Genomic DNA, 24,327 nt, shown 5'->3' on the forward strand with positions numbered 1-24,327 from the left:
CTGCGGTGAAAGTGTGATGCAGAAATAGGACTGCTGAAAAAGGAGGAGGCTCAGTGAGCCTCTACCGTTCAGAGTGCGGCGACGACGGGTTCGTTCAGTTCTTTTGCCAAACGTAGGCCTGCGCGTCGTTTCAAGCGTCGTCGAGTTGCAATTCGTCGGGATGTGAGGCCCGATAGCCCAAGGTCTTGTCGATCCATGCGTTCACTTCGTTGACCATGACCGGCGGCTTGCCGGGATAGTGTATGAGCGTTGAACGCAAGGTGCCGTCAATCCCCGGAACCGATCGCAGGTTACGGGTCTTTATGTATTGCTCTATGAAACAGTCCAGCCGATAGTGCTCTGTCGTCGAAAGATAAACGCACTCCAGACCAACGACTTGATTGATTGCAAAATCGTCGCGCATTTAATTCTCTGCAAGGCTTGTTGTAGTTGGGATTTCCTTAGTTGTTGACTCTTTGGTCAACTGGGCGATGCCAATGGAAATGCGGCGCGCATGCTATCCGTAGTTATTCTAAATGTATGTATGACGATCAAATTGTCGGACAAGCGGTTGATACAGCCAAACGCCCTCTATCAGTAAGTGTTACTTGGGTGAAACAGTCTGTGTAACGTTTAAGTTATTGGTCTGCATAACTAACAGTTATTGGCTGCCGTCAGGCTGTTGGTATTGATAAATTCATGCACTCTCGTCAATCAGCGACGCGTCTTGATTCCTCACGTTGCCTACAGCCTTGCCAACCTTGTACCACTCGAAAACTTCGCTGCCTTCGCCTTGAAACAAGGCCATCTGTTCGGCGCGTTCCGGGGGCGTGGCGGGATCGAGCCATTCCCGTGCCAGTTCCGGCGACAACACCACCGGCCGCCGGTCGTGAATGTCGAGCATGCCACCGGCGCTGTCCGCGGTAATGATCACGAAACCGTTGTCGTCTCTCGGTTCCTCGCCATCGGTGGGAAACCGGCCAATCGCGGCACAGAAAATCGGATCGCGGTCCTGTCGCCGGATGAGCCATGGCTGTCTCGTTGAGTCCGGCGTATCGACCCATTCGAACCAGTTGTCGATCGGCACAATCGCGCGGTGCGGCCAGATTGCGCGAAAGAACGGGCCGTGGGCGACTTTCTCCACCCGTGCATTGATCGGCGCCGCACGATCCTTCGCCCAGTGCGGCCGCCATCCCCAGCGCACCTTGTCGGCCTGGAGCCCATTGCTTTGCCGATGAAACAACGCGAGTTGATTCGTCGGTGCGGCGTTGTACCTGGCCAGCGGTTCATAGCCAACATGGTTGATCAGCGCGTCGGGAATACTCAACACCGCCACGAAGTCATGAATGCCCCGATATTGCGAGAGTCTTCCGCACATCGAAAGAAACCTCTTACTGGAACCTTCAGCTTAGACGCTTCACCTGTAGGAGCCCGGCTTGCCGGCGATGGCGATCTTACGGACGCCTTCGCCGGCAAGCCTGGCTCCTACGGATCGTCAGGATGTTCGGGATCGGGGATTCACACGAACCCTGTAGGAGCCGGCTTGCTGGCGATGGCGATTTTACGGGCGCCATCGCCAGCAAGCTGGCTCCTACGGATCGCGGGGATGTTCGGGATTGGGGATTCACGCGAACCCTGTAGGAGCCGGCTTGCTGGCGATGGCGATCTTACGGACGCCTTCGCCGGCAAGCCTGGCTCCTACGGATCGTCAGGATGTTCGGGATTGGGGATTCACGCGAACCCTGTAGGAGCCGGCTTGCTGGCGATGGCGATCTTACGGACGCCTTCGCCGGCAAGCCTGGCTCCTACGGATTGGGAGATGTTCGGGATTGGGGATTCACGCGACCCCTGTAGGAGCCGGCTTGCTGGCGATGGCGATCTTACGGACGCCTTCGCCGGCAAGCCTGGCTCCTACGGATTGGGAGATGTCCGGGATCGGGGATTCACACGAACCCTGTAGGAGCCGGCTTGCCGGCGATGGCGATCTTGCGGACGCCTTCGCCAGCAAGCCGGGCTCCTACGGATCGGGGAACGCTGGGCGATTCAAATGACGTGCGCCCGTTGCAGTTCGGTCAACGACAGGGCCTTCAATTGCGCCAGCTGCGGGTCACTCCGATCACGCGGATGGGGCAGTTGCACCGCCAGTTCCTGGCGAATGCTGCTGGGGCGATTGTCCATGACCAGGACGCGGTCGCTGAGGTACAGCGCTTCATCGACATCGTGGGTCACCAGCAGCAGGGCGATGGCGTGACGCTCGGCCAGTTGCAGCAACAGATCTTGCAGTTTCATCCGGGTGAAGGCGTCCACCGCGCTGAACGGTTCGTCCAGCAACAGCACATCGGGCCGTGAGTAGAGGCCGCGAGCAATGGCGACCCGCTGCGCCATACCGCCGGAAAGCGCCTTGGGTAACGCTTGAGCGAACCCGCTGAGGCCGACTTCATCGATCAGTTGTGCGACCCAGGCCTTGTCATATCGGTTGTCGGCGCTGAAGCCGATGTTCTGCTCGACCGTCAACCAGGGCATCAATCGAGGTTCCTGAAACACGAACGCGACCTCACCGGCGCTGCGATTCAGTTCACCTTGAAAGTCCTTTTCCAGACCGGCAACGATCCGCAACAACGTGCTTTTTCCGCACCCGCTGGGGCCCAGCAGGCTGACGGTTTCCCGGGGCTGCAATTGCAGGTGGATATCCCTGAGCACAGTGGTGGTGGCGAAAGTTTTGCGCTGGACGCGAATGTCCAGCAGATAATCGGTCATAGCTCAATCCTCTGTGCTTTGGCCGTTGAACGTGTCGCGCCACGCCAGGAAGCGTTTCTCCAGGCCGGCGAGAATGCCATCGCTGAGTTTGCCCAGCAGCGCCAGCACAATGATTGCCGCGAGCACGATGTCCGGGCGGGACGTCTCGCGCCCGTCACTGAGCAGATAACCCAACCCTTTGGTCGCGGCGATCAGCTCGGCGGCCACCAGAAACATCCACGCCAGGCTCATGCCGCTGCGCAACCCGGTAAACAGGCCGGGCAGGGCGGCGGGCAGCAAAATCCGCCGGACCAGCCGTGTGCGACCGAAGCCATACATCTGCCCGACTTCCACCAGTTTGCGGTCGATGTCGCGAATCGCCGCGACGCCGTTGAGGTACACCGGGAAGAACGCGCCGATGGCAATCAGGACGATTTTCGAGGTTTCGTCGATGCCCAGCCACAGCAACAACAGGGGCACCCAGGCCAGGCTCGGAATCGAACGCAGGCCGGCGAAGGTCGGCTCAAGCCAGGCTTCGGCTTCGCGGCTCAAGCCGACCCAGGCGGCAAACACCAGTGCCAGGCCGGCGCCAATGGCGAAACCGAGCAACACGCGCAACAGGCTGGCGCTGATGTGTTTCCACAGCGCGCCTTCGGCGAGGTCTCTTAAGGTCAGGGCGATTTCGCTGGGCGCCGGCATTTGGTAGGACGGCAACCAGCCGATGCGTACGACAAATTCCAGCACCAGGAGGATCAGCACCGGCAACGCCAGACCCTTGAGGCGCAAACGCCAGGCATTGTTCAAGGAAAGAGCGGCGCGACGTGGCGTCGGCAGTTCGAGGGGCAGGTCTTTGCTTTTGCTGGTCATGAGATTCTCCGGTCACGACAAATCCGCGACTGGCGCGGATTCGTTGTGCCCCGTTGGCGGTTATTTACTGACGGGCCACGGTTTCCTTGAAGTCGGTGTCGATCAACTGATCGATGACCTGATCGACATTCACCCCGCGACGCACCAGTTCTTCGGACACCAGAATCGGCGCGGCGGCCTTGGAGGCGATCACATCCCTGGCGGTCAGTTGCGGGCTGCTCAGGTCAGTGCGGGACAGTTGCAGCTTGGCCACTTCCAGCGGCAGACCGGATTCGGTAGCGAGCAGTTTCGCCAGTTCGTCAGGGTTTTTTACCGCCCAGTCGCGGGCCTTTTCGTACGCCTTCAGTACGGTTTCGATGGTCTGCGGGTGCTCTTTCGCATAAGTGTCAGTAACGCTGACTACGCCATAACTGTTGAAGTTGGTGTTGCGATACAACAGGCGCGAACCGGCCTGGACCTGGCTCGCGGCCATGTGCGGATCGAGGCCGGCCCAGGCGTCGACGTCACCTTTTTCCAGGGCCGTGCGGCCATCCGGGTGCTGCAAATGCACCAGTTCCACATCGTCCTTGCTCAGACCGGCCTGTTGCAGGCTGCGCAGGGTGAACAGGTACGGGTCGGTGCCTTTGGTGGCGGCGATCTTCTTGCCTTTCAGGTCGGCGACGGTCTGGTAGGGCGAATCCTTGCGCACCACCAATGCGGTCCATTCGGCGCGGCTGTAGACGTAAACCGATTTGATCGGGCTGCCATTGGCGCGGCTGAGCACGGCGGCGAGGCTGGCAGAGGAGGCGAAATCAACGCTGCCGCTGTTGAGGTACTCCAGCGAGCGATTGCTGCCCTGACTCAGCACCCAACTGACTTTGGTCTGCGGCAGGGCTTTTTCCAGAAATCCAAAGTGTTTAAGCACCAGGCTCACTGGCGAGTAGTAGGCGTAATCCAGATGCACTTCGGCCGGCGGTGTTTCAGCGGCCTGCGCGACGGGTTGCAGGCTCAAGGCCAGGGCGCAGGCGCTGAGCAGATACCTGACTTTGGGAAAGCGGAAGGTGGGCTTCATGTGATCGGCTCCGGACAAGGCGTTGGGTTTCTTATGTCTAAAAATTCATTTTTTATAAACGCTTCCTGCGTAAAAGGAATATTGCAGGCTCTGTGCCATGTCTTGGATATCAGGCCTTTTCAAGGCGTTGAGGCGAGGAATGAAGCAGAAGGGTGTTGCAGGGAAAACAGTCTGTCGGCTCACTGTTGCCGGGTGAACAGTGTTGACTGACAGTCATGAGCTTATGCGTAAATCGAATTTAAAAAGCGTCCTGTAAGAGCGTTATGGTCTATGCCATTCACTCTCAAGGAGCCCCCGATGAACCTGTCCAGATTCGTTCGCAGTTTGCTGACCAGTGCGTTGTTTGCTGCGCCAATGGCCTACGCCGCTGAGCCCGTTGTCCTGCATGTCGGTGATCAGAATTACTACAACGTGCGCGCTTCGGTGGAGGCTTCGGGGGTGCTGGATGGGGCGCCTTACACCGTTGACTGGAAGCATTTTCAGGCCGCTGCACCGCTGGCCGAAGCGTTGAACACCGGGGCGCTGGACGTGGGTTTTCTGGGCGATTCAGGCTTCCTGTTCCTCGCTGCAAAGCAGGCGCCGGTCAAGCTGATCGGCGTCTCGCGGCAGAACCCGGACACCATCGCCTTGCTGGTGCCCAAGGATTCGCCGGTCAAAAGCATCGCCGACCTCAAGGGCAAGAAAGTCGCCTATTGGCCCGGTGCCTGGAGCCAGCAATTGACCCTGCGTGCCTTGCAACAAGCTGACCTGCCGGAGGACTACGTCGACTTTATCAAGCTGATGCCGATCGATGCCGCCGCCGCGCTGCCTCAGGGCAGCATTGATGCCTTCCCGGTCTGGGAACCCTACATTTCCCAGCAGATTCTGTTCTCCGGCGCGCGACCGATTCTCACCGCCAAGAACCTCATGCCAGGCCTCAGCGCCATCGCCGCTTCGACACCGTCAATCGACAGCAAGCGCGAAGCCATCGCCGACTTCCTGGTTCGCCTGAAAAAGGCGCGGGCCTGGGTCGACAATCACACCGACGAATATGCCGATCTGTGGGCGAAGAAGGCCAATCTTGACCAGAACGTCTCGCGTCACTGGTTACGCCAGGCTCACATGACCGTCGGCCCGGTGGATGCACAGGCTGCTAAGGACCTGCAAAGCACGGCGGATTTTCTGTTCAAGGTCAAAGCACTGCCGACAGCGCTGGCGACCGCGCCGATTATCGACAACTCGTTCGAGCAGGCGTTTACCCAGTAACTGACAATGCCGGGCAGCACCGGAACCAAACACTGTGTACCCTGATCCAAACCGCGCCCGCACAACTGTGCGGGCTTAACGGTCCGGCTCAAGGCACAACATGAAACAGCTGTTCAAGATTCTCAGCGCACTCGCCATTGCCGTCGGGCTGGTGGGTTGCATCGCTGCTCCCATCGAAATGACACCGCAAACCGAACAGCGTCTGCACGCGCAAGCACCGATCCGGTTTCTGCTGACGTTCGACGACGGCCCCAGCGCGTCGAGTTTCTGGAACCCGACGATGACCATCCTCGACAGTCTCGCCACCAACCCGGTGCAGCCGAACCTCAAAGCGGTGTTCTTTGTGCAGACCGGCGCGCCACGGGCGGGCGACAGCGACATCGGCCGTGAGGTCATGCGCCGCGAGCATGCGGACGGGCAGATTCTCGGTTTCCACACGGCCACCCACTGGCACACCAATCACCGTTCTCTGAGCCCGGAAGAACTGGAACAGTCATTGACCAAAGGCAGTGCCGACATCGCCGCCATCACCGGTGCGCCGCCGACCCTGGTGCGGCCGCCGTTCTGGAACTACGACAAACGGGTTTTCGCCGCTTATCAAAAGCACGGCATGCACGTGTTGCTGACCGACCTGAGCGCCAACGACGGCAAGATCTGGGGTTTCAACGCCAGCCCCCGACGCCGGTCCAGCATGTTGCGGCAGATGTCAGAGGTGCGTGAGCGCATCGCAATGGGTGAGTTGCCGACGGTGGATGGGGTGATCCCGGTGGTGGTGACCTTCCACGACCTCAATCGCTACACCGCCCGACATGCCCGCGAATACCTGCAAATCCTTCTCGACAGTGCGCAGGCGACCGGCGTGAAAACGGCGCAGAAGCCGTTTTACGATGATCAGGCCGAACTGCAACGGGCGGCCATGGCGCGCACCGTTCGCGACAGTGCGCAACCGGTGAAATTGCCGGGGGTCTGGAACTGGATCTGGGGAGCGGATGCGCAGTGATCAAAACGCAAGACTCACGGGCCCTTCGCCGGCAAGCCGGCTCCTGCAGATGATCGCTGTCGTTCACATGTGCACGATTCAGTTCATAAACAACGGCAAATAACCAAGCTCTACCAGTTTGGTATCAATATCCCCAACCTGTCCGAAGTGGTCGAGGTTTTGCTCATTCATGACTTCAGGACAGCTGACGATAATGGTCCCCCTGTCGGGCACGGGAACCAGTTTGTGTGCCTGAGGGAAGTCTTCCTGTTTCAACGGTTGCGGGCAAAAGCCAATCCATCCAATTGTCTGTCGGTCCTTGAAAACACGACCTTTTCTGAAATAGTTGGCCGGTACCACGGTGACCCAGTCAATTTCTGGCCAGATATTCACGGCCAGATTGATAATTTTTGTGAATGTCTCTTCCGGGTGCGCAAGCTTCATCAACAAAGCACCAGCGTCCTCGAAGGACATGGCTGACACTGAATCGAGGTTGTGCGCGCTGTAATGAAAGGCGACTCCGCCCTCAAGCGGATCCTGGATGGCATTCCAGACCGAAAATTCGGTCAGGTCGGGAAGGTCAGGATCATGAGCGCGCTTAACTTTGTCGATCAGCGCTTGAGTGTTGTTACTGACGTTAGTTGAAAGCGAGTCTTTCAGGCTTTTCCCTTGCAAATACCAGTTGGCCAGGAGTGGACTGATTGCACCGGCCTGACGCAAAAAGTCGGCAGCTTTTTCGACCTGCGTTTCAAGCGTAAGTGAGGTAATGGCCTGCTTGTTGAACCTGAAGGTAAAAATGAAGCTTTTGAAATTTGTCATGCTGACACCTTGAATGCTTTGCTCTTAACCGGCACCTAAAGTTTTCCGAATTGAGACACAAATAACATTTGTCCCAAGTATTCGCCCGAGCAGGCTTGGTAGGCCCATCTATTCTCAAAGGGTCAATCCGATCAACCGCCACCCGAGACACCCTTTATGGTTTCAGTTCCAGAACTTTGCCGCATTGTGGAGTCCGGTTTTCAACCGCTTTCCTGCGCCTGCACGGTGAATCCTGACGGGTCGCTACGGATCAAGGTTTTCGAGCGCTCCACCGGCAGGATTGATCTGCTGATCACCGGCGTGTCACCCGCGCAACTGAGCAGCGCTCGTGCTATTTCAAACCTGATTGGCGAATTTCACACCGAAATGCGCGCCGGTCGCCGCGCGTTTGCCGGCTGAGGAATAACCGCAAAAACTGTAGGAGTCCGGCTTGCCGGCGATGGCGATCTCACGGACGCCATCGCCGGCAAGCCGGGCTCCTACAGGTTTTGCGTAAACCCTCAATCCCGAACACCCCCACGATCTGTAGGAGCCGGCTTGCTGGCGAAGGCGATCTCACGGACGCCATCGCCAGCAAGCTGGCTCCTACAGGTTGGGTGGTGTCTCGCCCGGGGTCTTGTTCTGATCCGTATTTTTCTGCGCTATCTGCATCTGTCATGTACCCGGCCCGCGCCCCACAATGACCGCACGGTCCGCAGTCGCGGTAGCCACTGAACCGCAAACTCATCATGTAGGAGGCCCCATGCCCAAGATGGCCATTTTTCTGGGTGGATTTCTGCTGTTAACCATTTTGATCGGTGCCTTGGCCACGATCTCTCCGACCTGATTCCTTCCTTCAATGCGCAACAAGCACAACGCCTCCACTTGGGAGGCGTTGTTGTTTCAGCGGTGCCGTTTATTTACAAGAGTCCGTCGATGAACCCTGAGACTTGCCGGCGATGGCGTCATCACGGCCACCACCGCTTCGCCAGCAAGCTGGCTTCTACAGGTCAAAACGATCCAGGTTCATCACCTTCGTCCACGCCGCTACGAAGTCTTTGACGAATTTCTCCTTCGCATCACTGCTGGCATACAGTTCGGCCAAGGCCCGCAGTTGCGCATTCGAGCCGAAGACCAAATCGACCCGCGTCCCGGTCCATTTCACTTGGCCGGTTTTGCGATCGCGGCCTTCGAACTCCTGATTGGCGTCCGACACCGGCTTCCATTCCACCCCCATGTCCAGCAGGTTTTTGAAGAAGTCGTTGGTCAATGCCTCCGGTTGCTGGGTAAACACCCCGTGTCGGGTTTGTCCGACGTTGGTGTTCAACACCCGCAAACCGCCCACGAGCACAGTCATTTCCGGTGCGCTGAGGGTCAGTTGTTGCGCCTTGTCGATCAACAGGTGTTCGGCCGACACGCGGTAGCGGGTTTTCAGGTAGTTGCGGAAACCATCGGCGATGGGTTCGAGGAAGCCGAAGGATTCGACGTCCGTCTGCTCTTGCGAGGCGTCCGTCCGTCCCGGTGTGAACGGCACCGTCACGCTGTGGCCGGCACTTTTTGCGGCTTGTTCGACACCGGCGCTGCCGGCCAGCACGATCAGGTCCGCCAGCGAGATTTTCTTGCCGCTGTTGTTGAACTCACGCTGAATGCTTTCCAGTTTCGCCAGCACGCTCGCCAGTTGTTCGGGCTGGTTGGCTTGCCAGGATTTCTGTGGCGCCAGTCGCAGGCGTCCACCGTTGGCGCCGCCACGTTTGTCGGAGCCACGGAAGCTCGACGCTGCCGCCCAGGCCGTTGATACCAGCTGCGAGACGCTCAGGCCAGAGGCGAGGATTTTGCCCTTGAGTGCAGCGACGTCACTGTCGTTGACCAAGGCATGGTCGACCGGCGGAATCGGGTCTTGCCACAACAGTTCTTCCTTGGGCATTTCCGGGCCGAGGTAGCGCGAGAGCGGGCCCATGTCGCGGTGGATCAGCTTGAACCAGGCGCGGGCGAAGGCATCGGCCAACTGATCCGGATTGGCCAGGAAGCGCCGGGCAATCGGTTCATAGATCGGGTCTAAGCGCAGCGCCAGGTCCGAGGTGAGCATGGTCGGGTTACGCCGCTTGGACGGGTCGTGTGCATCCGGAATGGTGCCGGCCCCGGCGCCGTTTTTTGCCACCCACTGGTTCGCGCCTGCCGGGCTTTTGCTCAACTCCCACTCGAAGCCGAACAGGTTTTCCAGGTAGTTGTTGCTCCACCGGGTGGGTGTGGTGGTCCAGGTCACTTCCAGCCCGCTGGTGATGGTGTCCGGGCCTTTACCGGTGCCGAAGCTGTTTTTCCAGCCAAGGCCCTGGGCTTCGAGACCGGCGGCTTCCGGCTCGGCACCGACGTTGTCGGCAGGGCCGGCGCCGTGGGTTTTACCGAAGGCGTGGCCGCCGGCGATCAGGGCCACGGTTTCTTCATCGTTCATGGCCATGCGGCCGAACGTTTCGCGGATGTCCAGGGCCGAAGCGACGGGATCGGGATTGCCTTCCGGACCTTCCGGGTTCACATAGATCAGGCCCATCTGCACGGCGGCCAGTGGGTTTTCCAGATTGCGCCCCTCATCGGTACGGCTGTCTTCATTTCTCCCGGGCTCGGCCACCAGTGGAACATCGCCGGGTGCTTGCACGGGTTTTTGTGCTTTGTCGTAGCGAACGTCACCGCCCAGCCATTTGTTTTCCGAGCCCCAATAAACGTCTTCATCGGGTTCCCAGACGTCCGCGCGGCCACCGGAAAAACCAAAGGTCTTGAAGCCCATCGACTCCAGCGCGACGTTACCGGTGAGGACGATCAAGTCGGCCCAGGAAATGTTGTTGCCATATTTTTGCTTGATCGGCCACAGCAGCCGGCGTGCCTTGTCGAGGCTGACGTTGTCCGGCCAGCTGTTGAGCGGGGCAAAGCGCTGTTGACCGGAACCGGCACCGCCACGACCATCTCCGGTGCGGTATGTGCCAGCGGCGTGCCAGGCCATGCGAATGAACAGCGGGCCATAGTGACCGAAGTCTGCTGGCCACCAGTCTTGTGAGTCGGTCATCAGTGCAGTCAGGTCGCGCTTGACCGCCGCAAAGTCGAGTTTTTTGAACGCTTCGGCGTAGTTGAAGCCCTCGTCCATGGGGTCTGACAGGGACGAGTGCTGGTGCAGGATCTTCAGATTCAGTTGGTTCGGCCACCAGTCACGGTTGGTGGTGCCACCGCCTGCGGCATGATTGAACGGGCATTTCGATTCGTTTGCCATGTGCGAGCTACCTTTGGTCGTGTTCATCCGGCTATCGGGCCCGGGGCGGGCGTTAAATAGCAACGAGCGGAATCAAGGACATAGGCTGCAGGGCCAGCAGTTGGATCAACTGATTGTGGTGACCACACGGGAATTCTGAACAGCGGCAATCAGGTTGCCTGCGCGGTGGCCCACGGGTGGCCTAGTCAAGCTTCGGGCTCATTCCTGTCTCCTTTTCAGCGCTAATCCGGCCGGCTTATGGCGCCAGCGCAGACTAAGGTTAGACCTGAGTCGGGAAGTCAGCTAATAGGGCGAGTGTTGGGGCGTGATAGACGTACTCTTTCAATCTGGCGCCCGGAAACATTTCAAGGCCTCGGTTGTTTGCGCTACTGGCTGGGTGCCACAATACTTCTTTGACGAAGCATCATGATCAGGCGGATCAAATGGAAGGACTCGGACCCCGGTATGACCCGGATGCTTTGATAGCAGCGCAGGTACGCACTGATCGCCTGCACCAGTTGTTCCATCAGTCGGTGACGGCGATTCCGGGCAGTGTCCTGGCGGCGATCATGCTGTGCCTGCTGTGTTGGGAGCGCTTCGATCACCACGTCATTTTTTGGTGGATGGGCATTCTGACGGCGTCGACTTCATTGCGCGTCTCGATGTTTATCGCCTATTTCCGCAGCGACAAAAGTACGCGCACACCTGAGCAATGGGAGTGGAAATACTGGAGCACGCTGGTGTTATCTGCCGGTATCTGGGGTGCGGGCGCGCTGGCATTGATGCCCCCGGACGATATTCTGGCTCAGTCACTGGTCATGCTTTTTACCGTCGGGATGTCGGTCAGTGCGGTGTCCTGCTATTCGGCCTACCGATACATGACGCTGGTGTCCATTGGCCTGGTGTTGTTGCCGTGCACGATATGGCTGTTGTTCCAGCCGTCAGCGATGCAAGTCGGCATGGCACTGGCGGTGCTGGTGTTCGCCTCATTCGTGGCCAGCGCTACCCGCAAACTCTCCGATGCGGTGGAAACCGCCTTTCGATTGACCCGTGAAATGGAACAGGCGCACCGCATTTCCAATCTTGCCGCGCAGACCGATGAACTCACCGGCCTGAGGAATCGCCGGGCTTTTTTCGAGCACGCCCAGCAGTTGCACAGTTACTGCAAAAACAATCAGCTGCCGCTGTGCGCCGTGATGCTGGATATGGATCACTTCAAACACATCAACGACACCTATGGCCATCAGGTCGGGGACCAGGTGCTGAGTCAGATGGGCCTGGTCATCAGCACCTCGTTTCGTGAAACGGATGTCTACGGCAGGCTGGGGGGAGAGGAGTTCGCCATTCTGCTCCCGGACACCTCGATTGAAGAAACCCTGAACATTGCCGAGCAACTCATCCGCTCGATTGCCGAATTGATGACCGGGCCGGTGCATTGCATAACGGCCAGCCTCGGTGTCGCGTCGATGGACGCCTCCGACCTTGATTTGCACAGCTTGATGAACAACGCCGACAAGGCCCTGTATCGAGCCAAGGCCCGTGGCCGAAACCAGATCGCCGTTTCCGAGTGATGCCGTGCAAGGCTTGTGACCTCGCGGTCATTCAAGTTGCACCGGCAGAGCGCGCTTCTATATAGTGGCAAAATAATATCAACTATAAATAATTTGCCAGCAGGGCTGCATTCACACCGTTGGGCGCTCCGTGCTGGTTGACGAATCGCGCACTTGAGAATGTCCATGCCTAATCGCTCTCTGCACTTCAAGCTGTTCTGGACGGCCCTGATCGGGACCGTCGTCGTCATGGCGCTGCTGCTGGGCTCCATCGCCTATATCGCTTATGGCTCCTCCATCAAAGAAACCGCCGAGCTGGTCGACACGGTCGTCAAGGCCAATGCCAAGGAAGTGGAAGTCGAACTGGGTGTCGGTTTTACCGTCGCCGAATCGCTGGCCAGTGTCGCAACGGCCATGCAGCAACAGCACGTTGATCGCAAGACCGCCGATGCCGTGACCCGCCAACTGTTTGAAGCCAATCCGCAACTTTTGGGCCTGGGGCAGTATTGGGAAACCAACGCCTTCGATGGCAAGGACAGCGAATTCGCCAACCAGCCGAATCACGACGCCACCGGCCGTTACCTGACCTACTGGAACCGTGCGAGTGGCTCGGTGAAATCGGAAGCGCTCAGCGGTTATGCCCCGGAAAATGCCGATAACCAGTACTACTATCAGCCGCTGCACAGCCGTCAGCCGTGGGCTTCCGAACCGATTGCCTACAGCACGGGCAGCGGCCAGAAAGTCATGATGGTGTCGATCATGGCGCCACTGTTGCAGGGCGGCAAAGCCCTGGGCGTGGCGGGTGTCGATATCCCGCTTGAAAGCATCAATCGCCAACTGGCGAAAATCGATGCCTACAAAGGTTATGGCGCTCTGGTGTCGAGCAACGGCCTGTACGCCAGCCACCCTGATGCGAAGCGTTTGAGCCAGCCGGCCGACGATTTGCCGACGGCGGCCAAAGAGGCGATCAAGGCCGGTCAGCCGTATGACTTCCAGCGCGATGGCTGGGGTTATGTGTTGCAACCGGTGCGCATCGGCAAAGCCCCGAACACTTGGGCGCTGATGGTGGCGTACCCGCTGGCCGAAGCCACGGCGGGCATCAATCAGTTCCTCTGGACCGCCGTCGTCATCGGCCTGGTGGCGCTGTTGGCATTGGCCATCGTGCTCTGGCATTTGCTCGCGTGGCACATTCGTCCGCTGTCCGGCCTGACGGTCGGTATCCAGGCCTGGGGCGGCGAATTGGGCCTGCGATTTGAACAACGCAGCGGCGATGAAACCGGCAAACTGGCGGGCGCGTTCAACCAGTTTATCCAGCGCCTGGGGGATCTGGTGGGGTCGATTCGCCACAGCAGCGGCGCCCTGATGCAGATCTCCAATCACCTGGGCGATACCACTCAGGCCGTTGCCGACCGGGCGACGTCGCAGCACACCGCAACCGAAGAAATGGCCAGCGGCGTCACCGCGCTGGCGCACTCGGTCACCGAGATGTCGCAGCAAGCCGAAGACGTGGAGCAACTGGCGCGCAACACCGAAGAGCTGACCAAGCATATCTCCGGCGATATGAACCAGACCCTGGCCGGGATCACCCACATCGACCAGACCATGGACGACGTTGCCGGCACTGTGGGCGACCTGGAAAAACGCTCGCAGCAGATTGCGGGGATCATCGCGGTGATTCGCAGCATCGCCGACCAGACCAACCTCCTGGCCCTGAACGCTGCAATCGAAGCCGCACGGGCAGGGGAGCAGGGACGCGGATTCGCCGTGGTGGCGGACGAAGTGCGGCAACTGGCAGAACGCACCAGCCGCTCGACCGGTGAAATCGGCGAGATGATCGGCGCCATCGGTTCGGATGTGCGCAACACCGTTGCCAACGTCCAGCAAGTCGGCGAAGCGGTGCGCCTGGGCGTGGTGCAACTGACCACCTCGGCACAAGGTGTCGATCAGATTCGCCAGCATGCCCAGGACATTCTGATGCGCATCAGCGAAGTGGCGCGCCAGACCCAAAGCCAGGCCGCCACCGGTGAGCAATTGTCTGTCGCCATCCAGGGTGTCAGCCGCATCTCCGAGCAGAACGATCACGCGATCCGCAGCCTGCTCGATCAGTCGCTGCAATTGCGCGATCAGGCCGGGTCGTTGAACCAGCAACTGACGCAATTCAAGGATTGAGATCAACCGTCGGAGGGATGTGATCCCCTGTAGGAGCCGGCTTGCTGGCGATGAGACCCTTAGGTTTTGCATCGATTTCGAGGCCGCCATCGCCAGCAAGCCGGCTCCTACAAAGTTTTTGCGGCAGGCCTGAATGGTGTGAACAACGCGCCCCCTGTAGGAGCCGGCTTGCCGGCGATGAGGCCCTTAGGTTTTGCATCGATTTCGAGGCCACCATCGCCAGCAAGCCGGCTCCTACAAAGTTTTTGCGGCAGGCCTGAATGGTGTGAACAACACGATCCCTGTAGGAGCCGGCTTGCCGGCGATGAGGCCCTTAGGTTTTGCAGTGAATTCGAGGCCGCCATCGCCAGCAAGCCGGCTCCCACAAAGGTGTTGTGGCAGGCCGGAATGGTGTGAACAACGCGCCCCCTGTAGGAGCCGGCTTGCCGGCGATGAGGCCCGTGGATTTTGCATCGATTTCGAGGCCGTCATCGCCAGCAAGCCGGCTCCTACAAAGGGTTTTGTGGCAAGCCTGAATCCAGGTCGGGGTCTTCCGGCTCCCTCGGTTAAAGAAGCGGAATGCTGTAGCTCACGATCAAACGGTTCTGATCCTGATCACGGCTCGCTTCACTATTGGACTTGCCGTTGCGCCAGCCAAACCCGACACCCTTGAGCGCGCCGGACTGAATCGTGTAGTCCAGGCCGAAATCCCGTTCCCATTCCTTCTGGGTGTCGCCGGTGACGGTCTTGATGTTATCGCCGCTGAGGTAGATGACCGAAGCCTTCAAACCAGGCACACCCACACCGGCAAAGTCATACGCATACTGACCGAAAGACGTGCGTTCGCCGGCGCGGGTGAAGGTCTGGATCAGGCGATCGGTGTACAGGTAAAGGCTGGCGCCGCCGGCACCTTTATCGGGCAGGTTGCCCTGGCTGAGTTGAGTGAAGTTGCTGCCGCTGGAGACGCTTTGATAACCGGCGGTGAGTGCATGGGCACCGACGGTGTAGATCAATGCGGCGCTCCAGGTCCGGTTGTCGATTTCGCCATCGGCACCTTCGGTGTAGCCGCTGATGCGGTAGCCTGAGGTGCCCGAACTGTTGGCGCCCGACGAATCGGTCTTGAAGTAGCGCAGGTCCGTTTTCAGCGATTGATTGTCCGAGATCGCCAGCGTGTGCAACAGGCCGAAAAACTGCTGGGTGTAATAGTTGTCGAGGTTGGCGTAGTAATACTGGGCGGTCAGGTCTTTGGTGATTTTCCAGTCGCCGCCAGCGAAGTCGAAGGCGTTGCTTTCACGGGTGCCGCCGGTGGCCGCCAGGCCTGTCCGGTCGCTTGAGCCACGGCCCGTCGCATGTTCGATGCGGCCACCCGTGAGGGTCAGGTCCTTGAACTCGCTTGAAGTGATCTGGCCGCCGTCGAATGTCTGTGGCAGCAGGCGCCCGTCGTTGGACACCAGGATCGGCAGTTTCGGCATCAGCGTGCCCAGGCGCAGCTCGGTTTTCGAGACCTTGACCTTGCCGGTCAACCCCAGCCGGCTCCATTCATCGACGGCGCTGTTGTCGCTGTCCGACGGAATCATGCTGCTGCCGACATGGCGTCCTTTGCCGCTGTCCAGCGTGACCCCCATCAGCCCGAGCGCATCGACACCAAAGCCGACCATGCCGTCGGTGTAACCCGACTTGAAGTCGAGCATGAAACCCTGCGCCCATTCCTCGGTTTTCGACGGCGCGGCCGGGCCGTCGCGGTTGTCGTTGTTGAAGTAGAAATTCCTCATCCCCAGGGTTGCCTTGCTGTCACTCAGGAAATCGGCGTGGGCCTGGGTGCTCAGTGCAATGGCGCCCAGCGCCAGGGTTACAACGGTGTTCTTGTTGCTCATGTAAATCGCCCCTTTTTTTGTAGTTTTTGAATTCAGGAGGGTGGCTCCCGCCGTGACAGGCGGGAGCGTGATGCCTGGATCAGATACCCAGCACGTTGGCGCCGATGCATGGGTCAATGCCGCGCTCCAGGCGACGCTGGTGGACGATCACGGTGATTTCCATCGAGCCGGTGGTGACTTCGAAGTCGAGGATGTGGCCGCCATACGCCTGGAACGTGGCGTCACCGGCCACGCCGTGCATATGGATCGAAGGCTGTTCGTTTTTCCAGGCGACCGAGCCGGTGATGCTCGCCATCTCGACACCGTTCAAGAGCTTGGCGTCGAAGTCCTTCTTGTCCTTGTTCCAGAAACCGAACTTGACGTTGCCGAAGCCGATACCGGTGATGGACGCGCTGGGGATCTTCTCGGCGATGGCCAGTTTGGTCAGCTCCTTGAACGCGTTGTCGCCCGTGCGCAGGACCATGAGGTAACCGGTGGGGGTTTTGGTGTAGCGCGGTGTGGCTTCAGTGGGGCATTGCATGGGCGCGGTCGTCGCGGTGGGAGTGGTTTCGGCAAAGGCCAATTGAGCACCTGCAATGTTGATCATCACGGCGGCGGACATGGCCAGCATCAATTTGCACAGGCGTTGTTTCGGGTGACGTTGGACTTGCATGAGACTTCCTCTGTTTTTGTTGTTGTGTGGGTGTTGCGGTTTTCGGGACGAGCGAATCCGACGCCTGTAGTTCAACAGGCGCGGAAGTTGTCGCTAAACGTGGGTGTTAGTTGAAGCCGTGTGACTTACAGCGCATCGCGGCTGCTGACGCCGTCAACCAGTCGGGCGATGTCCAGCGGGTTGCTGTTTTTCAGGGCCTCCGGCAACAAGCTGTCGGGGCAATTCTGGTAACACACCGGCCGCAGGAAACGATCGATCGCCAACGTCCCGACCGAGGTGCCGCGTGCATCCGACGTCGCCGGGTAGGGGCCGCCATGCACCATGGCGTCGCAGACTTCCACGCCAGTGGGATAACCGTTGAACAGCACGCGCCCGACTTTCTGTTCCAGCAGGGCCAGTACATCGCCGAGGGTATCGAGCTCCGAATCCTCGGTAATCAGCGTGGCGGTCAACTGCCCGCGCAAACCGTGCAATGCCTGCATCAATTCGCTGTGGTCGGCGACTTCAACGACGAGGGTGGTCGGGCCGAACACTTCTTCCTGAAGCAGCTCATCGCCATTGATCAGCAGGCTCGCATCGGCCTTGAACACTTGCGGCCGCGCCTGATTGCCCTGTTGCTCGCTGCCGGCCAGGTGCGTGATACCGGGGTGAGCGCGCAGGTTGTCGAGGCCATGGCAATAGCTTTTCAAGGCGCCGGCGTTGAGCATCGTTTGCGCCGGTTGTTCGCTCATCAATCCGGTAAAACGTTCGAGGAAAGCCGTGAATTCCGCCGAGCGAATGCCCAGCACCAAACCGGGATTGGTGCAGAACTGGCCCGCACCCAACACCACGGAAGCGCTCAGCTCGGCGGCGATTTTTTCACCGCGTGCCTTGAGTGCTTCGGGCATCAGCAACACCGGGTTGATGCTGCTCATCTCGGCGAACACCGGGATCGGCTGAGGGCGCGCCGCCGCCATGTCACACAAGGCGCGGCCACCACGCAATGAACCGGTGAAGCCGACCGCCTGAATGGCCGGATGCTTGACCAACGCTTCGCCGACGCTGCCGTAGAGCAGGTTGAACACGCCTGCGGGCATTCCGGTTTTGCGCGCTGCGCGGGTGATCGCATCGGCGACGTAATCGGCGGTTGCCATGTGGCCGCTGTGGGCCTTGAACACCACCGGGCAACCGGCGGCGAGGGCGGAAGCGGTGTCGCCGCCGGCAGTGGAGAAGGCCAGTGGAAAGTTGCTGGCGCCGAACACGGCGACCGGACCGAGACCGGTGCGGTACTGACGCAGGTCGGGACGCGGCAGTGGCTGACGGTCCGGTAACGCACGGTCGATGCGCGCACCGTAGAAATCACCCCGACGCAGCATCGTGGCGAACAGGCGCATCTGGCCGCTGGTGCGTGCCCGTTCACCTTGAATGCGCCCGGCGGGCAGGGCAGTTTCCTGGCACACCAGGGCGATGAACGTGTCATCCAGCGCATCGAGTTCTGCGGCGATGGCATCGAGGAACCCGGCGCGTCGGGCGGCCGACAGGTTGCGGAAAGTCGGGTACGCCGTGGCCGCGGCTTCTGCAGCAGCATTCACTTCCTCGGTTGTCGCCTGATGGAAGCGAAAGGGCAGTGCTTCGCCAGTGCTGGCGTCGTGGCTTTGCAGGGTGTGCGTGCCGTTGGCCGAGCGCGTGCCGGCGATGTAGTTGTGGCCTGAAACTTCAAACATGTTGGACTCCTGATGAGCTGTTCAAATCGGGTCAAGCGAGCCGGTAGATGCGTCGGGCGTTGTCATGAAACAGCGCAAGCCGATCTTCGAGAGAGCGGTCCCGGACAATGGTTTTGAAACCGTCGAACACTTCGCTGAGGCTGTTCACTACGCCATCGACCGGGTAATTGCTGGCAAACGCGCAGCGGCTGACGTCGAATATCGATATCGCGTCGTTCACCACCACGCGGTTCAACTCGACCGGCCATGCCTGGCCGGGAATGCAGATGCCGGAAATCTTCAGCACGACGTTCGGTTCCTTTGCCAGCAGGGCGAGGTTTTCACGCCAACCGGCCAGACCTTCTTCGGAGCGATCGGCGGGCAGTGCGGTGTGATTGACCACGATGGACACGTCGGGAAAATCCCGGGCCAGCTCGGCGGCTTCCGGCAGATGCCACCACGGCGCCTGCAATTCGAAGTGCAGGCCGTTTTCGGCCAGTTGGGCATAGCCATCGCGCCAGCGCGGATCGCGCATCGAACCGGGGGCGACAAAATCTTCGCGCCAGGCCTCACGGCTGGTCACTGCCGGTTTGTGGCGTATGCCGCGCACCAGCGGGTGATCGCCGTATAGGCGCAGCAGATCAAAAGCGTCTTCACGATCCAGCCAGGCCTGCGCGACCATGGCGCCCAGGGTGGACTCGGTTTTCGCCAGCGATTCGACAAACCGCACTTCATCGGCCGGTGTCGCCGGGTCCCACTCACCCTCGATCAAGACCGTCTGCACCACGTGATGGCGGCCGGTCAGCCGGTGATAGTCGGCCGGCAGGAAATTGCGGCAGATCGACGAGTAATCGCCATAACGAAACGGTCGCAACGGCCGGTCGTTCAGCCACGGGTAGTAATGGTTTTCGATATCGAAATAGTGTTGATGCGCGTCGACGATGGGCAAATCCGCATCGTCGCCGCTGGCCAGAAAACGTGCGCGCCAGTCGATGGCCGACAGGTTATCCATGCTGCTCCTCCAATCGATAAAAGCGTCGGGCGTTGCCGGCGAACACTGCTTCCTGCACCGCACGCCCCATGGGGGCGAGCATCGCGGCCATGCCATCGGCAATCGTGTCGTAGGACGCGCGCAGCCCGGCCACCGGAAAATTGCTGGCGAACATGCAGCGCTCGGGGCCGAAGATTTCCAGCGCGGTCAGGACCACAATCCGGTTGTCGTCATAATTCCAGGGCGAATCTTTAAGCCCGAACTCCGACAGCTTGATGTGCACGTTCGGCTGCAAGGCCAACGCTTCCAGGCCTTTGCGCCAGCGCGCCATGCCTTGTGGGCTGCGGTCCCAGGCGAAACCGGTGTGGTTGAGCGCAATGCGGATCTGCGGAAACATCGCCGCCACTTCCGCCGCTTCGACCAGGTGCCACGGCGGCACCCGCAGGTCCCACGACAGATCGTGCTCGGCCAGCCGCGAAAAGCCTTCCAGCCAGTTCGGGTCCTGCATGGTGCCCTTGGCCCCGGCCACCGACACGTCCGGCGATGCCGAGGTCACCGGTTTCGAACGGATGCCTTTCACCAGCGGCCTGGCGGCTTGAGCGGCGAGAATCTCTGCACTGTCTTCGCGATCGAACCAGGCATGGGCAACGATGGCATTCGGGAAGCCGTAACGGGCGTTCACTTGTTCCAGCCAGCGTGTCTCGGCGACTTGCTCATCGCGTGCACGCTCGGCCTCGACGTGCACCGTGCCGACCAAGCGTTGATTTTCGGTCAGGGCGAGGAACTGTTCCGGCAGGAAATCACGGCACAGGCTGTGATAGTCGCCGAGGAAGAATTCCTCGTGATACTCGTCCTGCAACCACGGATAGCGCCCGTTGCCCAAGTCCCACAAATGGTGATGGGCATCGACGACCGGCAGCGCATCCCCGGCCGCCAGGTTCGGCATGCCGTTGCGTTCGTGAAGGGTGATCATGACGGCGACCCTGACTCAGCGCGACGCGGAGAATTGCGAAGGGCTGAGCACGCCGTCTTCGACGTCGCCTGCGGCCGCTGCCTCGGCTTTGGCCTGGACGCGGCTGCGCAGTTTGGCGACATTCACCACCACACGGGTATGCGCCGCTGTCGCCACCAGCTCGACGTCATCGCGCACCTCGACATTGAAGGTGACGCTGCGACCTTCAATGCGGGTGACCGTGGCGGCAATGTTCACCGACATGCCCAGCAGCGTGGCGCCGACGTGACGGATATCGACCGCCGCCCCCACGGTGTTTTCACCCTCGTCGAGGAAGGTCAGCAGGTAATCGAGGCAAGTCTGTTCAATGTCGTCGACCAGGCGCGGCGTGGCGTAGATGCGCAAGTCTTCGCCCAGAAACGAAATGGTGCGTTGTTTGTCGACGATCAGTGGGCGCTCGGTGGCGGAGCCTGGGTGCAGTGTGGAGAAATTCATACAAAACCTCGTGTTTGAGTGCTGACAGTCAAAGGTTGATTCAGGCAGACGGCAGGAAACCGATGGAAATCCACGGCACGGCGATCAGCACCGCCAGCGCGACGACCAGGGCGCCGAGATACGGCCAGACCCGGCGCATGGCGCCACTGGGGTCGACCTTGGCGATGGCGCACGCGGCGTAGAAACCGACGCCGAATGGCGGGGCGAACAAGCCCAGGCCCATGGCGAAGATCGCGACCATGGCGTAATGCACGTCGTTGATGCCCATGGCTTTGGCAATCGGGAACAGCAGCGGGCCGAACAGCACGATGGCCGGGATGCCTTCCAGGAAACTGCCGAGCAGGATGAACGCCACGGCGGAGATGATCAGGAAGCCCATCGCGCCCCCCGGAACGGTCGCCATCACTTGCGCCAACTGGTGCGAAAAGCCCGACTGGGTCAGCGCCCAGGCCATGGCGGTGGCGCTGCCGATGATGATCAGGATCGCGCCGGACAACGACGCGGTGCTGACCAGAATCGGGTACAAGCGGCGCCAGTCGAAGCAGCGGTAACACAGCAGACCGACGATGAAGGTGTAAGCCACGCCGATGGCGGCGACTTCGGTCGCGGTGGCGACCCCTTCGACCACGGCAGTGCGGATCACGAAGGGCAGGGCCAGCGCAGGGATCGCGAGCAGCAGCGAGTGGCCGATTTCCTTGCCCGAGGCGCGTTTGCCGGTGGAGGCCTCACCTTTGCGGTTCTTCCACCAGATGACGGCTGCCATCGCAATTGCGCCCACCACCGCCGGCATGAAACCGCCGGTGAACAGTGCGGAAATCGACACGCCGGTCACCGAACCGATGGTGATCAGCACCAGGCTCGGCGGAATGGTTTCCGACATCGCCCCGGAAGCGTTAAGCATCGCCACCAGTTCGTTTTCGTCCTCGCCGCGCTTCTTCATTTCCGGAAACAGCGCCGGGGCGATGGCGGCCATGTCGGCCGCTTTCGAGCCGGAAATACCGGAGATCAGGTAAATGGCGCCGATCAGCACATACGACAAACCGCCGCGCACATGGCCGATCAGCGAGCACAGGAAACGGATCATCGCCCGCGCCATGCCCATGGCTTCGATCAGTGCACCCAAAAACACGAACAGCGGGATGGCCAGCAGGATCAGGCTCGCCATGCCTTCGTCCATCCGCCCCACCACCAGCGTGAGTGGTGTGCTGGTCATGGTCGACAGGTACGCCACCGTGGCCAGGCCGAACGCGACCATGATGGGGACGCCGATGACGATCATCGCCATCACGCCGACCATGAAGAAAATCACCAGGTTCCAGTTGCCCATCAGCAACATCGAGCCTTCGGCCACCCACAACAACGCGCCGAGGGATGCGAGCATCGCCACCGAGACCGAGAAGTCGATCAACCGTGCGCTGGTCAACAGCCGGGCGACGCAGGTCATCAACATCAGGCTCAGGCCGACGGCGATGGCGGAGACGCGAAAGGCGTTGGGGATTTCGAGGGCGGCGGTGGTGATGATCCACTCGTCGCTGACGTACTCCCAGGCCGGGGTAAACAGCAGCCCGATGAAGGTGATGACGATCACTGCGCCCAGGGTGTCGATGAACGCCCGTTTTTCCATGGGCAGCCGCGAGATGAACGAGGTCAGCCGCATGTGCTCGCCGCGCCGCATCGCCGCCACCGAACCGAGCATCGCCAGCCACAGGAACAGCAGCGAAGCCAGTTCGTCGCCCCAGACAATCGGCTGGTTGAGCACATAACGCGAGAACACGTTGCAGAACAGCAGCGTGACTTCGATGACCACCAGCAACGCCGCGCTGCCCTCGGTCAGCCAGCGCAGACCGGTGTCCAGCGCGCGGCCGAGACGAAATGTGGTTTGGTGTGGGCTGAGTCCTTCAGCGGGAGCAACATCCGTCATTGGCAGTTCATTTTTCATGACTTTGTCTCCGGCTTAGGACAGTTGACCCGCGTATTGCTCAAGCAAGCTCCAGGCTTCCGGGCCGTACTTATCCTTCCATTGGGTGTAGAAGCCTTTCGATTGCAGGTCTGTCCTGAATAGTGTGCGGTCGACTTTGTTGAAAGTGATGCCGTGGGCGGTCAGCGACGGCTCCAGGCTGGAGTTGAGGTCGATCACCTGTTGGCGCTGAACCAGCGCGGCGGCGTTGATCTGCCGGGAGACGATTTCCTGCACGTCCGCCGGCAGTTTCGGGAAGGTCTTGCCCGAGGCGACGATCCAGAAACCGCCCCAGATGTGGTCGGTCATCGAGCAATATTTCTGCACTTCATAGAAACGTGCGGACTCGACCACCACCAGCGGGTTTTCCTGGCCGTCGACCACTTTGGTCTGCAAGGCCGAGTAGGTTTCGTTGATGCTGATGCCGGTCGGCGAGGCGCCCAGGGCGCTGAACATCGACGTCCACAGCGGGCTGACCAAGACGCGCAGTTTGAAGCCGGCGAGGTCTTGCGGCGTGTTGATCGGACGCGTCGAGCTGGTGATCTGGCGGAAGCCGTTGTTCCAGACTTTTTCCATCGGGATCAGGCCGACCTTCTCGGTCTTGGCGCGCACGTACTCGCCCAGCTTGCCGTCCAGCGCGGCCCAGACACTGTCGTAGTCCTTGAACGCAAACGGCATGCTTTCAATCGACATGGCCGGCACCAGCGTCGAGAGAATCGCACCCGGCAATGGAATGAAATCGATCGCCCCGGCGCGCACCTGGGACAGCATGTCGGTGTCGCCGCCCATGGCGCCGTTGGCGTACACCTGCAAGTCCACCGCGCCGTTGGTTTCGGCCTTGATCGCCAGCGAGGCGGCCTTCATCTGTTGGTTCAGCGGGTGGGTGTCGGGCAGGCTGCTGGTGTAGCGCAGCACGATGGGTTTGGTCGCGGCGAAGACGCTGGAAGGCAGCAGGTTGGCGGCAAATGCGCCACCCACGGTGACGCCGGCAGACACTAGGAAGGATCGGCGGCTGACGGACTCGGTCAAGATACGGCTCATGATGTTCACCTATTGTTTTTGTTGTAGTTGTTCAAAAAAGCAACGCGAACGCTGCTCCTTGTGGGAGCGAGCCTGCTCGCGATGGACCTGAGGGC

At 60.2% G+C, this 24,327-nt stretch carries 19 protein-coding genes and 2 pseudogenes; 6 read left to right on the top strand and 15 right to left on the bottom strand.

The annotated features are described in order from the left end of the window. Window positions 1-130: 130 nt before the first annotated feature. The 5 genes from KGB27_RS02890 to KGB27_RS02910 all read right to left on the bottom strand — a co-directional run bounded on the left by KGB27_RS02890 (window position 131) and on the right by KGB27_RS02910 (window position 4,633). Window positions 131-403 (bottom strand): hypothetical protein, encoded by a 273-nt coding sequence (locus tag KGB27_RS02890; protein WP_192229228.1) that lies wholly within the window; start codon window positions 401-403, stop codon window positions 131-133. 273 nt (window positions 404-676) lie between these two features. Continuing rightward, a complete protein-coding gene (locus KGB27_RS02895) occupies window positions 677-1,357 on the bottom strand; it encodes an SOS response-associated peptidase (RefSeq protein WP_223553086.1) in 681 nt (226 codons plus the stop codon). 665 nt (window positions 1,358-2,022) lie between these two features. Continuing rightward, window positions 2,023-2,736: an ABC transporter ATP-binding protein gene (locus KGB27_RS02900; protein WP_223553087.1), complete on the bottom strand. Its 714-nt coding sequence runs from the start codon at window positions 2,734-2,736 to the stop codon at window positions 2,023-2,025. Between the two features lie 3 nt (window positions 2,737-2,739). Next, window positions 2,740-3,582 carry an ABC transporter permease gene (locus tag KGB27_RS02905; protein ID WP_008030262.1) on the bottom strand — a complete coding sequence of 281 codons (843 nt, stop codon included), beginning with the start codon at window positions 3,580-3,582 and terminating at the stop codon, window positions 2,740-2,742. A gap of 64 nt (window positions 3,583-3,646) precedes the next feature. Further along, a complete protein-coding gene (locus tag KGB27_RS02910) occupies window positions 3,647-4,633 on the bottom strand; it encodes an aliphatic sulfonate ABC transporter substrate-binding protein (protein WP_223553090.1) in 987 nt (328 codons plus the stop codon). A 354-nt stretch (window positions 4,634-4,987) separates the two neighbouring features. Between KGB27_RS02910 and KGB27_RS02915 the strand changes: the two genes are divergently transcribed. Next, window positions 4,988-5,878, top strand: a complete 891-nt coding sequence (locus tag KGB27_RS02915; protein ID WP_411736695.1) for an ABC transporter substrate-binding protein — start codon at window positions 4,988-4,990, stop codon at window positions 5,876-5,878. Window positions 5,879-5,978: 100 nt separating this feature from the next. After that, the gene (locus KGB27_RS02920) at window positions 5,979-6,878 is read left to right on the top strand and encodes a polysaccharide deacetylase family protein (protein ID WP_008043241.1); all 900 of its coding nucleotides are present in this window, start codon (window positions 5,979-5,981) and stop codon (window positions 6,876-6,878) included. A 78-nt stretch (window positions 6,879-6,956) separates the two neighbouring features. On the opposite strand, the gene KGB27_RS02925 is transcribed toward KGB27_RS02920, so the two are convergent. Next, a complete protein-coding gene (locus KGB27_RS02925; protein WP_223553105.1) occupies window positions 6,957-7,676 on the bottom strand; it encodes an Imm52 family immunity protein in 720 nt (239 codons plus the stop codon). A 156-nt stretch (window positions 7,677-7,832) separates the two neighbouring features. Here KGB27_RS02925 and KGB27_RS02930 point away from each other — a divergent pair, with 156 nt between their 5' ends. After that, complete coding sequence (locus KGB27_RS02930) at window positions 7,833-8,075, top strand: DUF1652 domain-containing protein (RefSeq protein WP_008043245.1); 243 nt, start codon at window positions 7,833-7,835, stop codon at window positions 8,073-8,075. 583 nt (window positions 8,076-8,658) lie between these two features. Here KGB27_RS02930 and katG read toward each other — a convergent pair. Then, the gene (katG, locus tag KGB27_RS02935; protein ID WP_223553107.1) at window positions 8,659-10,911 is read right to left on the bottom strand and encodes a catalase/peroxidase HPI; all 2,253 of its coding nucleotides are present in this window, start codon (window positions 10,909-10,911) and stop codon (window positions 8,659-8,661) included. Between the two features lie 422 nt (window positions 10,912-11,333). Between katG and KGB27_RS02940 the strand changes: the two genes are divergently transcribed. The 3 genes and pseudogenes from KGB27_RS02940 to KGB27_RS31515 all read left to right on the top strand — a co-directional run. Next, the gene (locus KGB27_RS02940) at window positions 11,334-12,461 is read left to right on the top strand and encodes a sensor domain-containing diguanylate cyclase (RefSeq protein ID WP_008042064.1); all 1,128 of its coding nucleotides are present in this window, start codon (window positions 11,334-11,336) and stop codon (window positions 12,459-12,461) included. A gap of 393 nt (window positions 12,462-12,854) precedes the next feature. Then, a pseudogene (locus tag KGB27_RS31510) lies at window positions 12,855-13,748 on the top strand (cache domain-containing protein); the annotation flags it as partial. A 324-nt stretch (window positions 13,749-14,072) separates the two neighbouring features. Further along, window positions 14,073-14,609: pseudogene (locus KGB27_RS31515) on the top strand (methyl-accepting chemotaxis protein); the annotation flags it as partial. A 545-nt stretch (window positions 14,610-15,154) separates the two neighbouring features. Here the strand turns inward: KGB27_RS31515 and KGB27_RS02950 are convergent. The 8 genes from KGB27_RS02950 to KGB27_RS02985 form a co-directional block, all read right to left on the bottom strand. Beyond that, window positions 15,155-16,462: an OprD family porin gene (locus KGB27_RS02950; RefSeq protein WP_223553111.1), complete on the bottom strand. Its 1,308-nt coding sequence runs from the start codon at window positions 16,460-16,462 to the stop codon at window positions 15,155-15,157. Window positions 16,463-16,541: 79 nt separating this feature from the next. Continuing rightward, window positions 16,542-17,114, bottom strand: a complete 573-nt coding sequence (locus tag KGB27_RS02955; RefSeq protein ID WP_223553114.1) for a PPC domain-containing DNA-binding protein — start codon at window positions 17,112-17,114, stop codon at window positions 16,542-16,544. 125 nt (window positions 17,115-17,239) lie between these two features. After that, on the bottom strand, window positions 17,240-18,817 hold the full coding sequence (locus tag KGB27_RS02960; RefSeq protein WP_223553117.1) for an aldehyde dehydrogenase (NADP(+)): 1,578 nt from the start codon (window positions 18,815-18,817) through the stop codon (window positions 17,240-17,242). Window positions 18,818-18,848: 31 nt separating this feature from the next. Continuing rightward, entirely contained in the window at window positions 18,849-19,808 is a 960-nt protein-coding gene (locus KGB27_RS02965; RefSeq protein WP_223553119.1) for an amidohydrolase family protein, read from the bottom strand. Next, entirely contained in the window at window positions 19,801-20,760 is a 960-nt protein-coding gene (locus KGB27_RS02970; protein WP_192228377.1) for an amidohydrolase family protein, read from the bottom strand. The genes KGB27_RS02965 and KGB27_RS02970 overlap by 8 nt, the downstream gene beginning before the upstream one ends. Window positions 20,761-20,775: 15 nt before the next feature. Continuing rightward, entirely contained in the window at window positions 20,776-21,234 is a 459-nt protein-coding gene (locus KGB27_RS02975; RefSeq protein WP_223435158.1) for a thioesterase family protein, read from the bottom strand. 40 nt (window positions 21,235-21,274) lie between these two features. Continuing rightward, a complete protein-coding gene (locus KGB27_RS02980) occupies window positions 21,275-23,173 on the bottom strand; it encodes a TRAP transporter large permease subunit (protein ID WP_223553121.1) in 1,899 nt (632 codons plus the stop codon). 15 nt (window positions 23,174-23,188) lie between these two features. Further along, complete coding sequence (locus KGB27_RS02985) at window positions 23,189-24,232, bottom strand: TRAP transporter substrate-binding protein (RefSeq protein WP_008033809.1); 1,044 nt, start codon at window positions 24,230-24,232, stop codon at window positions 23,189-23,191. Between the last annotated feature and the right edge of the window lie 95 nt (window positions 24,233-24,327).

This window comes from Pseudomonas sp. BF-R-01 (assembly GCF_019946615.1).
Classification (GTDB): Bacteria; Pseudomonadota; Gammaproteobacteria; order Pseudomonadales; family Pseudomonadaceae; genus Aquipseudomonas; species Aquipseudomonas migulae.